Origin of the sequence: Leucobacter musarum subsp. musarum, assembly GCF_001273845.1 — a bacterium.
Classification (GTDB): Bacteria; Actinomycetota; Actinomycetes; order Actinomycetales; family Microbacteriaceae; genus Leucobacter; species Leucobacter musarum.
This window is the reverse complement of sequence record NZ_JHBW01000088.1, coordinates 1-12,050: the sequence shown is the minus strand read 5'-3', so window position 1 is coordinate 12,050 and position 12,050 is coordinate 1. Positions and strand designations below refer to the sequence as shown.

The 12,050-nt window shown below is 66.4% G+C and carries 12 protein-coding genes; 8 read left to right on the top strand and 4 right to left on the bottom strand.

Annotated elements, in window-relative coordinates; all coding sequences use genetic code 11:
- The first annotated feature begins 97 nt into the window (after nucleotides 1-97).
- From CH42_RS13050 to CH42_RS13030, 5 genes are all read left to right on the top strand, one after another.
- The gene (locus CH42_RS13050; RefSeq protein WP_053353651.1) at nucleotides 98-580 is read left to right on the top strand and encodes a hypothetical protein; all 483 of its coding nucleotides are present in this window, start codon (nucleotides 98-100) and stop codon (nucleotides 578-580) included.
- A 40-nt stretch (nucleotides 581-620) separates the two neighbouring features.
- On the top strand, nucleotides 621-1,685 hold the full coding sequence (locus tag CH42_RS13045; RefSeq protein ID WP_075205392.1) for a peptidoglycan-binding protein: 1,065 nt from the start codon (nucleotides 621-623) through the stop codon (nucleotides 1,683-1,685).
- Nucleotides 1,682-2,407 carry an ABC transporter ATP-binding protein gene (locus CH42_RS13040; protein WP_053353649.1) on the top strand — a complete coding sequence of 242 codons (726 nt, stop codon included), beginning with the start codon at nucleotides 1,682-1,684 and terminating at the stop codon, nucleotides 2,405-2,407. The genes CH42_RS13045 and CH42_RS13040 overlap by 4 nt, the downstream gene beginning before the upstream one ends.
- Nucleotides 2,395-3,603, top strand: coding sequence for an ABC transporter permease (locus CH42_RS13035; protein WP_053353648.1), 1,209 nt, complete (start codon nucleotides 2,395-2,397; stop codon nucleotides 3,601-3,603). The genes CH42_RS13040 and CH42_RS13035 overlap by 13 nt, the downstream gene beginning before the upstream one ends.
- Before the next feature lie 140 nt (nucleotides 3,604-3,743).
- Nucleotides 3,744-4,751, top strand: coding sequence for a putative FMN-dependent luciferase-like monooxygenase (locus CH42_RS13030; protein WP_053353647.1), 1,008 nt, complete (start codon nucleotides 3,744-3,746; stop codon nucleotides 4,749-4,751).
- 36 nt (nucleotides 4,752-4,787) lie between these two features.
- Here the strand turns inward: CH42_RS13030 and CH42_RS13025 are convergent, their stop codons facing one another.
- Nucleotides 4,788-6,188, bottom strand: coding sequence for a DHA2 family efflux MFS transporter permease subunit (locus tag CH42_RS13025; protein WP_053353646.1), 1,401 nt, complete (start codon nucleotides 6,186-6,188; stop codon nucleotides 4,788-4,790).
- Between the two features lie 117 nt (nucleotides 6,189-6,305).
- Here CH42_RS13025 and CH42_RS13020 point away from each other — a divergent pair, with 117 nt between their 5' ends.
- On the top strand, nucleotides 6,306-6,875 hold the full coding sequence (locus CH42_RS13020; RefSeq protein ID WP_053353645.1) for a helix-turn-helix domain-containing protein: 570 nt from the start codon (nucleotides 6,306-6,308) through the stop codon (nucleotides 6,873-6,875).
- A gap of 44 nt (nucleotides 6,876-6,919) precedes the next feature.
- On the opposite strand, the gene CH42_RS13015 is transcribed toward CH42_RS13020, so the two are convergent.
- On the bottom strand, nucleotides 6,920-7,537 hold the full coding sequence (locus CH42_RS13015; protein ID WP_053353644.1) for a TetR/AcrR family transcriptional regulator: 618 nt from the start codon (nucleotides 7,535-7,537) through the stop codon (nucleotides 6,920-6,922).
- Nucleotides 7,538-7,973: 436 nt separating this feature from the next.
- Nucleotides 7,974-8,435, bottom strand: a complete 462-nt coding sequence (locus CH42_RS13010; protein WP_053353751.1) for a MarR family winged helix-turn-helix transcriptional regulator — start codon at nucleotides 8,433-8,435, stop codon at nucleotides 7,974-7,976.
- Between the two features lie 169 nt (nucleotides 8,436-8,604).
- Between CH42_RS13010 and CH42_RS13005 the strand changes: the two genes are divergently transcribed.
- The gene (locus tag CH42_RS13005; protein ID WP_053353643.1) at nucleotides 8,605-9,816 is read left to right on the top strand and encodes an MFS transporter; all 1,212 of its coding nucleotides are present in this window, start codon (nucleotides 8,605-8,607) and stop codon (nucleotides 9,814-9,816) included.
- Nucleotides 9,817-9,862: 46 nt separating this feature from the next.
- Nucleotides 9,863-10,687, top strand: coding sequence for an aldo/keto reductase (locus tag CH42_RS13000; RefSeq protein WP_053353642.1), 825 nt, complete (start codon nucleotides 9,863-9,865; stop codon nucleotides 10,685-10,687).
- 145 nt (nucleotides 10,688-10,832) lie between these two features.
- On the opposite strand, the gene CH42_RS16085 is transcribed toward CH42_RS13000, so the two are convergent.
- Entirely contained in the window at nucleotides 10,833-11,591 is a 759-nt protein-coding gene (locus CH42_RS16085; protein ID WP_075205391.1) for a carbonic anhydrase, read from the bottom strand.
- Nucleotides 11,592-12,050: the final 459 nt, after the last annotated feature.

Sequence of the window (12,050 nt, the reverse complement as noted above, 5' to 3'; positions counted from 1 at the left end):
CGAAACCATATCCGCCGGCGATAGAGCACCGAAATCGGGTGTTCGAGTGAACTGGCATCACCGCCGCACCGAGCGGCCACACGAACAGGAGACACTGATGAACCACACCAAGAAGTTCGCCAAGATCGCTGCGCTCGCCGCCATTCCGCTGCTGCTCGCGGGCCTTGCGGGCTGCAGCCCCTCCGCCGACGAAAATGCGTCAAGCAACACCCCGAACTCGTCGAGCAGCACCGGCTCGGGCCCGAACGCATCGGGAGAGTACGAAAAGTGGTACCTCGGCTTCGCGAAGTGCATGCGCGAGAAAGGCATCGATGTGCCTGACACCCCCGAGTCGAGCATGTCGATCTCTGCGGATGCCCCGTACATCAAGGCAAGCGAGGAGTGCACCGAGAAGGTGGGGGCAGCACCAGGACGTGATGCCGGCAGCGAGGAGGAGAACAACGAAGCGATGCGCAAGATGGCGCAGTGCTACCGCGAGAAGGGCTACGACGTTGCCGATCCGCAGCCGGGGCAGGCAGGCCAGATCCCTGATGCGCCCCAGAACGTGATCGACGAGTGCCTCGCCGCAAGCGGCAACTAACCCGAATCCCACCCCACACACAATCTGAAGGAGACCTCGCATGAAGCGCAGAATCGTCATAGTGGTGGCATGGATCCTCGGCCTCGCGCTCGTCGGCGGTGGCGCTGCTGCGGCTCTTTCGATGCGCCCGGCGCCGCCCGCACCGGAGCAGCAGCAGGCAGACGCCGGAACGGCCGAGGTCGAGCAAGGCACGCTCGAGGGCACGAGCAGCGCCCCCGGTTCGTTGGGATACGGCACCCCGCGAGAGCTCAGCCCGACCCTTGTGGGAGTACTGACTTGGGCACCGGAGCCCGGTGCCCAAGTCGCCCTCGGTCAGCCGCTCTACGCGGTGAACAACGACCGCGTCTTTCTGATGCACGGATCAACGCCCGCCTGGCGCGAGTTCACAACCGGCATGCAGAGCGGCCCCGACGTACTGCAACTCGAAGAAAGCCTGCGGGCGATGGGCTACTTCGGAGATGAACCCGATGAGGTCTTCGACTGGGTAACCCGGGAATCGATTCGCGAGTGGCAAGACGCCACGGATCAGAAACGCACCGGAACGATCGCACTCGGTGAAGTCGTGTTCGAAGCCGGCAACGTGCGCGTCGCCGACGTGCCGGCTCCGGTCGGTTCGGCCGCAGTGGCGGAGAAGCCCGTGCTCAAAATCACGGACCTTGCACAGCAAGTTCTGGTCGACCTCGGGCTCTCCGATCAGAAACTGGCGACCGTGGGTGCGGCCGTGAGTATCGAGTTGCCCGGCGGCGAGACTGCCACGGGCACCGTACGCTCAGTTGGCGTGCCCACCGAGCGCGAAGACGCACAGGGAGAGAAGAAGACGGTGATTCCCGTCATCGTCGCCCTCGACGACCCGGCCGCCGCAGGCGAGGTGCAAGAGGCGATGGTCACGGTGCAATTTCCCTCAGAGCGACGTGAGAACGTTTTGTCGGTGCCGGTCAGCGCTCTGCTCGCACTGCCCGACGGGGGGTTCGGTGTCGAACGTGTCGATGCAGACGGCACCACAGCGCAAGTGCCCGTCGAAACCGGTTTGTTCGCCGGCGGACGAGTAGAGATCACGGGTGATGGCATCGCCGCGGGCGACACAGTGACGGTGCCCGAGTCATGAGCCGGCAGACGACGAACGCCATCATCGAGCTCGATGGGGTAGAACGTAGTTACGGGGAGCCCCCGGTGCGCGCGTGCGCCGGCGTCACTCTCACGATCGAGACGGGTGAACTCGTTGCGATCGTGGGCCCGAGCGGGTCGGGCAAGTCTACGCTGCTGAATCTCATCGGCACCCTCGACCGCCCCACCGCAGGGTCGGCTCGCATCGACGGGCTCGACGTGCAGCGCCTCTCCGACGTCGAGTTGTCTGCGGTGCGGGGATCCCGCATCGGATTCGTCTTCCAGCAGTTCCACCTCGCAGAGGGTGTCACTGCGGTCGACAACGTCGCCGACGGGCTGCTCTATTCAGGTGTACCAATGCGCGAGCGTCGTGCTGCAGCCCGCATTGCGCTCGAGCGCGTCGGTCTCGCACACCGGCTCGATCACAAGCCGCACCAGATGTCGGGCGGCGAACGGCAGCGCGTGGCCATTGCCCGCGCCGTGGTCGCCCGCCCGCCCCTGCTGCTCGCCGACGAACCCACGGGCAACCTCGACAGCGCGTCGGGAGCCGCGGTCATCGAGCTGCTCTACGAGCTCAACCGTCAGGGCACCACGGTCGTGGTGATTACACACGACGCCGAACTCGCCGCCGAACTGCCACGCCAGATCGCCATTCGCGACGGCCAAGTGGTTGCAGATACCCGTACCGATCCCAGATCCGAGGAGATCCCATGCACACCGTGACCCCGGGCTCCGCACCACCTCGTTCCCGTTTGCTCTGGCGAGATGTACTTCGCCTCGGTTCGACTGGGCTGCGTGCCCGACCGGTGCGGGCAATACTCTCGGCGCTCGGGATCGCCATCGGCATTGCCGCGATGCTCTCCGTCGTCGGCATCTCCGCATCGAGCCAAGCGCGGCTGAACGATGAACTCGCGTCCCTGGGTACCAACATGCTCACGGCTCAAACCGGCACCGATTTCGCCGGCAAGCCCGTGCCGCTGCCGAAAGATGCGGTGGGCAGGGTCGCCCTCATCGAAGGTGTGGACGAGGTGGGAAGCACGGCGCTGCTCGATCGTGTATTCGTGTATCGCAATCAGCTCGCCGACCCGGGTGCGACGAGCGGCATCAGCGTTCTGGCGTCGCATCTCTCACTCCTCGACGTCACCGGCGGAGAGGTTCGTTCGGGTGATTGGCTGAATCCGGCGACCGCTGAGTACCCCGCGGTGGTGCTGGGGACGACTGCGGCTGAGCGGCTCGGCGTCACAACGCCGGGAACGCAGGTGTGGCTCGGTGAGCAGTGGTTCACCGTGGTCGGCATCCTTGAGCCGGTCGCCCTCGCACCAGAGCTCGACGCTGCAGCGCTCATCGGCGAACCGGTTGCCACCTCCCTGTTGGATTACGACGGCAGCCCGACCACTGTGTACGAACGTTCTGAGGACTCCGTCGTGGGAGAGGTGCAGTCGAAGCTCGCTCCAACGCTCAACCCGCAGTCTCCTTCCGAGGTCGAGGTTTCTCGCCCGTCCGACGCACTTGCGGCGAAGCACGCAGCAGACCAAGCATTCTCTGGTTTGCTCGTCGGGCTCGGCTCGATCGCTCTGCTGGTGGGCGGTATCGGCGTGGCCAACACAATGATCATCTCGGTGCTCGAGCGTAAGCGCGAGATCGGGCTGCGGCGCGCACTGGGCGCGACGCGTGCGCATATTCGCCGCCAGTTCCTGTCCGAGTCGCTTCTGCTCTCACTGCTGGGCGGCATCCTCGGCGCCGTGCTCGGTGTGGGGGTCACCGCAGTGATGGCGTTCGCGAATGGCTGGCCGGTAGCGATTTCCCCCGCCATCATCGCAGTCGGGATCGGCTCGACCCTCGCCATCGGCGCCGTCGCCGGGCTGTACCCGGCGGTGCGCGCCGCGCGCACTCCGCCGACCGCGGCGCTCGCGGGCTGAGTCGCGCTCACGGGCTGAGCCAGGCTCACTGTGCGTGCCGAGGTCGCCCGAGCGCCGTGGTCGCCCGAGGTCATGGAGCGACATGCACACTCGGCGCACCAGTAGCCTGGACGCAGGATCGCCACCCAAGGAGTCGCATCATGACCGCTGCCCGCCTCGGGCTCTTCACCCGCCTGCTCGAACCCGTCTCGGCCGCAGACCGCTACCGCTTCGCGCTCGAGCAGATCGATGCGGCGGAGGCCCACGGATTCGCCTCGGCCTGGGTGGCGCAACACCACTTCGGGGAGCACGAGGGCGGCCTGCCGTCGCCGTTCGTACTCCTCGCGGCGGCGGCCCGCGGCACGACGCGCATCGAGCTCGGAACCGGAGTCGTGACACTGCCCATCGACGACCCGCTGCGCGTGGCCGAAGATGCAGCCGTACTCGACGCCTTGAGCGGCGGGCGCGTGCAGCTCGGCATCGCCTCGGGCGGCACGCCGAGCTCGTTCGCACCGTTCGGTCACGACTTCGCACGGCGCCGGGAGATCTTCGACGAGCACCTCGCCGTGCTCGACGCCGCGCTCGCGGGCGACGGGGTGCGCGGCACCGATGCGCGCATCTACCCGGCGGCCGGCAACCTCGGACGTCGCATCTGGCAGGGCACCTTCTCGGCCGAGGGCGCCGCGCGTGCGGGGCGCCGGGGCGATGGGCTCATGCTGTCGCGCACTCAGCCGCGCACGGCCGAGCGACCGAATGCGCCGCTGCACGAGATTCAGCAGCCCATCGTTGATGCGTACCGCGCGGCACTCCCCGACGGAGCCCCCGAGCGCGTGCTCGCATCACGCACCATCCTTGTCGTCGACGCCGCAGATCGGGATCGCGCGCTCGAGCTCGCCGACGCGGGGCTGCGCCGCCTCGCTCAGCAGATGCACGGGGCCGACGCGGATGCGCTCTCGATCGAGGAGCTCGCACGCATCACCGACACCCAGGTGGGCACTCCCGACGAAGTGATCGCCTCGCTGCGCGCCGACGAGATTCTGGGGCAGGCGACCGATGTCACCGCGCAGGTGCACTCGATCGATGCGACCCACGAGCTCACGCTGCGCTCGATCGAGCTGCTCGCAACCGAGATCGCGCCCGCTCTCGGGTGGCAGGTGCACTCCGCCTGACCACTCACCCCGCCTCGCGCACGCCCGGCGCGACACTCACTCCTGTCGTGATCGCGCCGCGGTGCCGGCGACGCCGAGCAGCACGAGCCCGCACGCCACCACGGTGATCCATGCCGGCAGCGATGCTGCGACGAGGTGCGGCCCTGAGGCGTGCGCGACGAAGCTCGCCGCGAGCGCGATGCCGATCGCGGTGCCGACCTGTCGCGCGGTCGATGCGGTGCCGCTCGCGACGCCTGCGCGATCCGGTGCAAGCCCGTTCACCGCAGTGTTCGTGATCGGCGCGTTCGCGAACCCCACCCCGATGCCCACTGCCAGGTAGGCCGGAGCCCACCACACCGGGCCGACGCCCCACACAACGCCGAGAAAGAGCGCCCCACCCAGCGTCAGGGCGATCGCGGCGATCACCAGGGGCAGACGCGCACCCGAGCGACCCACGAGATACCCGGCGACCGGCGCGCACACCGTCGAGGCGATCGCCATCGGCAGCGAGGCCGCCCCGGCCGCGAGCGGGGTCCAGCCGAATGACTCCTGCAGCAGAAGCGTCGTCGTCAGCAGGGTGATGCTGAAGCCCACGAACACCGCGATCGCTCCGACGACCGCTCCGACGAAGCTCGGCACACGAAACAGCGCGAGGTCGATCAGCGGCTGCGCCGTGCGGCGTTCGACCAGCACGAAGGCCACCAGCAGCGCGATGAGTGCGACCGCACCGCCGAGCACACCGGGGTGGAGCCACCCCACGCGCGGCCCCTCGATGAGCAATGCGACGCCGGTGCCGATCATGAGCATGAGCAGCACCTGACCTGGCACATCGAGTTTGCGGGCGCGCTGTCCGCGCGACTCAGGCACGAAGATGGCGACGAGGATCATCGCAACGGCGATCATCGGGGCGTTGATCCAGAACACTGCGCGCCAGTCGAATGCGGCGATCAGCGCGCCGCCGACGAGCGGCCCGGCGGCCATGCTCACTCCGAACACCGAGCCCCAGACTCCGATCGCCCGCGCGCGCTCGGTCGGGTCGGTCATCACCTGCACCACGATCGACAGCGCCACCGGGGTGAGCATCGACGCCCCCACTCCCTGCAGCACGCGCGCGGCGATGAGGGCCGCGGGTTCCGACACGCACGCACACACGATCGACGCCGCACCGAACACGAGCAACCCGATCTGGAAGACGCGCCGTCGGCCGAACCGATCTGCCAGCGCCCCGGCCGTCATGAGCAGGCTTGCGAACGGCACCGTGTAGGCGTCGACCACCCAGGCGAGGCTGCCGCTCCCGACCCCGAGCCCGGCGCCGATCGCGGGCAGCCCGACCGTCACGATCGTCGTATCGAGACCGACCAGGAAGAGCGCTGACGCGCAGATCGCCAGGATCGTCCAGCGTTGGCGGCTGGTGGTGGCTGCTGCGGACGTGGGCAGTGGGGTGCGGGTCGCGGTCATCGACGGTACCGGTCTTTCTGGCTCGACGGCACGCGATCACGCACCGAACAGCAGTCAGTGTCTCCCGGGCGCTGCCGTCGCGCCGAGGGTTTTTGCAGATTCTGCAAAAATATCTGCATGGACTGCAACGTCGACCACACCATCGCGGCAATCGGCCCCCGAGTGCGCGAACTGCGCCGCGCGCGGCACTGGACGCTCGCCGAGCTCGCCGCCCGCACGGGGCTCTCGATCAGCGCACTCTCGCGGCTCGAGACCGGCCACCGCCAGCCGACGCTCGACCTGCTGCTGCCGCTCGCCGCTGCATTCGCCATCGCCCTCGACCACCTGGTCTCGGCGCCGGCGACCGGCGACGCGCGCGTGCACCTCTCGCCGCGGCGGTCACAGAGCGGCGGCGTGATCGTGCCGCTCACCGAGTCACCGGGCAACGTCAGAGTCTTCAAGCAGGTACTCGGACCACGGGAGGTACGGATGCGCTCGCACGCCGGGCACGCGTGGCTCTACGTGCTCGCCGGCACACTGCGGCTCATCTTGGACGACGTCGAGCATCGCGTTGCCCCCGGAGAGACCGCCGAATTCTCATCGCTGACGCCACACTGGTTCGGCCCGGCCGATGATCGCGCCGTCGAGATCTTGCACCTGTACGGGCCGCGCGGGGAGCGCGCGGTGGCGCGCATCGCCGCCGGATAGGCCGTACTTGGAGCGGAGCGTCGCTTGCCGCTCCCGGCTCGCCGTTACTGAGCGGGGCGCAGCAACCGCTGCACGAGTGGCAGCGCACGTTCGATGCGTGCGGGCAAGGAAGCCCACCGGTCGGCCATGCCCGACATCATCTGCGCACCGATGTAGATCTCTGTGATGATCTCCGCGAGCAGCTCGGGAGCCTCGGTGGTCGTGATCGACCCATCGGCCACACCCTGCTCGATCAACTCGAGCGTGGCCTGCTGCCAACGGGTGTACGAGTTGTGCCCGTGCTCCTTGAGCTCTTCGGGAAGCGAGTCGACCAACTGCAGGCCCGCCTGCACGAGCGTGTCGCCCGCCATGAGCTCAGCGAGGCGCGGCAGCATCACCATGATGGTGTCGTACGCCGCGCGGCCGACTTTGACCTCTTCTTCGAGAAGTGCGCTCATGCGATCCTGCTGCACGGTGAGCACCGCCTCGGCAATGTCGTACTTGTTGCCGAAGTGGAAGTAGATCGAGCCCTGGCTCGCGCCGGCCTCGTCAGAAATGTCTTTCAACTTCGCCTGGTCGTAGGTGAGCCGCGAAAACACGCGACCCGATGCCTCGAGCAGCGCCAGTCGGGTCTCGATTCCGCGCTGCTGCTTCGTGCCAGCGCCCTCAATATGTGGTGCCATCGGCGACTCCTCGGAACGTCTCGTCCCAACCGGTTCTGGTGGGCATAGGTCAAAGATAACGGCCCAGTTTTGGTTTTCGCCGCACATTGGCGCAATGGCGCACAATCCGTTCGAATTTATCGCATTTTGTGCACATGTGCTCACACATTCCCAATCCCCTGTGAAACACCTGTCGCATTTTGTGCCAGCCTTGAGTGAGCTTGGCTCAATTTTGCTCGCGGCAATGCCCGCCGCTCCTCCGAGCCACCGAGGCCACCCGTGGAGCCATCCGTCGAGCAGGAGAAATTGCGCAGCGCGGCACCAAACCGGCGATTTCGCCCGCGTGACTGAATTTCTCCGGCGCGACGGAAGAAAGTGCGCACGCCAAACCCCGCCCCCACCCACCGGGCAGCGACAAGCAGGCGGCGCGGCGCCCGCACGACGGTTGGTGCGACGGTCAGGCGACCGGCGCAACCCCCGCGTGCGACTCCTGCAGCGCCCGCACGACGGGTGCGAGTTCGGGCTGCTCAGACGCCTCGGCGAGCGCCCGCTCGAGTGTTGCGTCGTGCAGCGGGTGCGCTCGATCGTAGAGCTGATGGCCGGCCGCGGTGAGCTCGGTGTAGATGCCGCGGCGGTCGTCGGCGCAGAGAATGCGCGTGAGCAAGCCGCGGTCTTCGAGGCGCGTGACGAGGCGGGTGGTGGCGCTAGCGCTGAGGGCCGTCGCCCGGGCGAGCTGCTGCATGCGCATGTGCCACCCGTCTTGACGATTGAGCGCGTCGAGCACGGTGTACTCGACCACCGAGAGCTCAACCGCTGCGGCGAGCGCGCGCTCCAGCTCGGCCTCGATTAGCGTGTGCAGCGCGGCGAGCGTGCGCCACCCGTGCGCGCGAATTTCGACGGCGTCGTCGGCAATGCCCATGATGTCTCCCGGTGCTCGGCGCACAGGCGATCCGACACGCACTGCAGCGTGCACGGAGCGCGAGCGCATTCGTTGCTTGCGCCGATTAATTGCGTGTGCAATCATTATCTGCGCTGACGCAATATCCCGCGTCTGCAACTAGTTTACTCGGAAAGCTCAGGAACACCACATGCCATTGGGACTCATCGCCCTCGCACTTGGAGCATTCGGAATCGGGCTCACCGAATTCGTCATCATGGGCCTGCTCCCTGAGGTCGCCACCGACTTCGGGGTCTCGGAAGCGGCCGCCGGGTGGCTCATCTCAGGCTACGCACTGTCCGTCGTCGTCGGCGCGCTCGGCCTGACCGCCGCCACCACGCGTCTGCCCCGCAAGCCCGTGCTGCTCGGCCTCATCGTGCTCTTCATCATCGGCAACGCGACCACGGCCCTCGCGAGCGACTACGAGCTCGCCATGATCGGCCGCATCATCGCCGCGCTGAGCCACGGCGCCTTCTTCGGCATCGGTTCGGTCGTCGCGGCCTCCCTCGTCGCGCCGGGCAAGCAGGCCAGGGCGATCGCGATCATGTTCACCGGCCTCACCGCCGCGAATGTGTTCGGCGTTCCTTTCGGCACGTTCATCGGTCAGCAGTTCGGCTGGAGAGCCACGTTCTGGATCATCTCGGCCATCGGGGTCGTCGCCTTCGCGGGAATCGCGATCCTCGTCCGCGCACCGCGCGACCACGCGCCGGCCGTCAGCCTCCGCACCGAGCTCGGAGCATTCCGCTCGGGCCAGGTCTGGCTCTCGCTCGCCGTCACCGTGCTCGGCTACGGCGGCATGTTCGGCGCATTCACCTACATCGCCTACACCCTCACCGAGGTGACGGGCTTCGCGAGCTCGACCGTGCCCTGGCTGCTCGTGCTCTTCGGCCTCGGGCTCGTCGTCGGCAACTGGGCCGGCGGTCGCCTCGCCGATCGGTCGATCGACGGCAGCCTGATCGGTTTCATCGCCGCACTCACCGTGGTGCTCGTGCTCTTCGGCATGCTCGCGTCGTCGCCGGCCGCAACCATCGCGGTTCTCGTACTGATGGGCGGCTTCGGATTCGGCACCGTGCCCGGCCTGCAAAGCCGCGTCATGCAGTACGCCGGTGGAGCGCCGACCCTCGCATCGGGCGCCAACATCGGCGCGTTCAACGTCGGCAACGCACTCGGCGCCTGGGCAGGCGGCGTCGGCATCACGCTCGGCCTCGGCTACACCGCACCCATCTGGATCGGCGCGGCTCTCACCGCCATCGCACTCGTCGTGATCATCGCGGCGGCAGCGGCCGCGCGGCGCTCGGCCGACCGATCCCAGCCCAACGCGTCGAGCACGGCTGCGCCCGCTGATCCGGCGCTCGTCGGCTGATCGTTTCGCGAACTCGCAACTCACCACCCCAACTTCAGGAGACCCCATGACCATTCCCACTATCACCCTCAACTCGGGCATCGAAATGCCGCAGCTCGGCTTCGGCGTCTTCCAGGTTCCCGACGATGAGACGACCGCCGCCGTCACCGCGGCGCTCGAGACCGGGTACCGCAGCATCGACACCGCCGCGATCTACGGCAACGAGGTCGGCGTCGGCCGGGCCCTCGCCGCGTCGGGCATCGCCCGCGACGAACTGTTCGTCACCTCGAAGGTCTGGATCGACGACCACGGCACCGACGCCGCCTTGCGCGCCTACGACGCGACGCTCGAGCGACTCGGCCTCGACGCGCTCGACCTCTACCTCATTCACTGGCCGACGCCGGCGCGCGGCACCTACGCCGATACCTGGCACGCGCTCGAACGGCTGCTCGCCGAAGGTCGCGTGCGGGCCATCGGCGTCTCCAATTTCGAGCCGGATCATCTCGACCGCATCGCAAGCGCGCACGGCATCGTGCCCTCCGTGAACCAGGTCGAACTGCACCCGGCGCTGCAGAATCGCGCCGTCGTCGCCGCGAACTCGGCGCGCGGGATCGCGACCGAGGCCTGGAGCCCCCTCGCTCAAGGGGCCGTGCTCCGAGATCCGGCGATTCTCGACATCGCCGCCCGGCACGGCAAGACCCCCGCCCAGGTCGTGCTGCGCTGGCACCTGCAGCAGGGCCGCGTGGTGATTCCGAAGTCGACGACGCCCGCGCGCATCGCCGAGAACTTTGACGTGTTCGGGTTCGCACTGTCGGGCGAAGATCTCGCGGCGATCGACGGGCTGGAGCGCGACGGTCGCACGGGTCCGCACCCGGATCAGTTCAACGGCTGAGGCGGGGTCGAGCCAGGGTTGCAGTCGGCTCGGACCTCCCGTGCGCACGGAGATCTTCAATCGCCGGCAATTCAGCACCGCGCTAAAATTGCAGTTCAGATTCCAAGGGGCTTGCGGTGTGAAGTCGCCCATTCAACTCAAGAAATCACTCACCGAGTATTGTCAGTCGCCCACCGTGAATCGTTCGACCCTCAAGCGGCTGCGTTGGGCGGTCATTTCCAGAGTGCAATGACGCGAGATCGTCAAGTTGCTCTTGTGAGATGGTGATCGGGGTAGAGAACACGGCCCATTTCACGTCTTCGGTACAGGGAGGCGTTGTCAAACTACCGTCATAGCCATAGAAGTTGAGACTCGAAGGCATCAGAGCCGCGATATCGATTGACAAGGGCGTTTCATTGCCCTGTTCAAAAGCCTGAGCTGTATTCTCCCAGGCTTCTGAAGCAGGGCCAACGTTAGCAAAGACGCTGACGACGAGGTGTTCCTTATCTTGTGACTGAAAAACAAAGTGAAATTCCGCGGCGGAATGAACACCAGCAACTGTATGCTCCGACGGCATATGAGAATGCATTTGAACGAAGCCAAAGCTCTTGTTATCAAATACTGTCGTTGTTGTGCTGATCTCTGCAGTGAACTGCATCGCATGCCCTGAATCGGTCACGGTGCCCCTTGTGGCGCTATCGATTTCAAGGGCGACTCCCTCAGTGGATGTCGGAACTGCTTCTGGGAGATCGATGGGTGACTCCTGCTTCCCTGCCGAACAAGCTGAAAAGTCGCTGGAAAGGCTCGACCACTTGTCAGGCCCATCAGTTTTGCCATAGTCCCAATGTGGTTCTCGGGCTATCGTCGAATCTGGTTGAGTGTGGGGCAGAGAGCAACCCCCCACCCCTATAAGGGCAATGAGCATCGCGGCAGTAAGCGAAGCACGACGTCGTCTGAATTTCATATTTTTAGCAGTGTCCACAAATCATGTTGTTGGCCATCGTCTTGGCGAAACCATCTATACGTGGCGACATGGATCAGTTACTCGCCAGAAAGAAAAACAAGGACTTCGCGGGGGAAGCAGAGCGCGGACTCCATAGTCCGAGCCCGCGCTCTGCTTTTACAACCGGTCTAGTTGTTGAATGGCGTTTCTTCGACGTCTCGCTTACGGCGACGCGCCGTGAAGGCCAGGAGCCCCCCAAATGCAGCGAGTACAGTCGCAGCAAGAGCGGCAGTGATACTCATCGCACCATTGGCACCTGTCACTGCCAATCCCTTCGCACCGTTCCACTTATGTCCGCCGGTGCTTGAGGCGCTGCCCTCAGCCGAAGCGCTCGCCTGCGCCGCTGTGTTTGCATCCGAAGACGCATCAGCCGTAGCCGCA

Coding starts and splice junctions, on each gene's coding strand:
- CH42_RS13050 (WP_053353651.1), top strand. CDS start 98: ATGAACCACACCAAGAAGTTCGCCAAGATCGCTGCGCTCGCCGCCATT.
- CH42_RS13045 (WP_075205392.1), top strand. CDS start 621: ATGAAGCGCAGAATCGTCATAGTGGTGGCATGGATCCTCGGCCTCGCG.
- CH42_RS13040 (WP_053353649.1), top strand. CDS start 1,682: ATGAGCCGGCAGACGACGAACGCCATCATCGAGCTCGATGGGGTAGAA.
- CH42_RS13035 (WP_053353648.1), top strand. CDS start 2,395: ATGCACACCGTGACCCCGGGCTCCGCACCACCTCGTTCCCGTTTGCTC.
- CH42_RS13030 (WP_053353647.1), top strand. CDS start 3,744: ATGACCGCTGCCCGCCTCGGGCTCTTCACCCGCCTGCTCGAACCCGTC.
- CH42_RS13025 (WP_053353646.1), bottom strand. CDS start 6,188: ATGACCGCGACCCGCACCCCACTGCCCACGTCCGCAGCAGCCACCACC.
- CH42_RS13020 (WP_053353645.1), top strand. CDS start 6,306: ATGGACTGCAACGTCGACCACACCATCGCGGCAATCGGCCCCCGAGTG.
- CH42_RS13015 (WP_053353644.1), bottom strand. CDS start 7,537: ATGGCACCACATATTGAGGGCGCTGGCACGAAGCAGCAGCGCGGAATC.
- CH42_RS13010 (WP_053353751.1), bottom strand. CDS start 8,435: ATGGGCATTGCCGACGACGCCGTCGAAATTCGCGCGCACGGGTGGCGC.
- CH42_RS13005 (WP_053353643.1), top strand. CDS start 8,605: ATGCCATTGGGACTCATCGCCCTCGCACTTGGAGCATTCGGAATCGGG.
- CH42_RS13000 (WP_053353642.1), top strand. CDS start 9,863: ATGACCATTCCCACTATCACCCTCAACTCGGGCATCGAAATGCCGCAG.
- CH42_RS16085 (WP_075205391.1), bottom strand. CDS start 11,591: ATGCTCATTGCCCTTATAGGGGTGGGGGGTTGCTCTCTGCCCCACACT.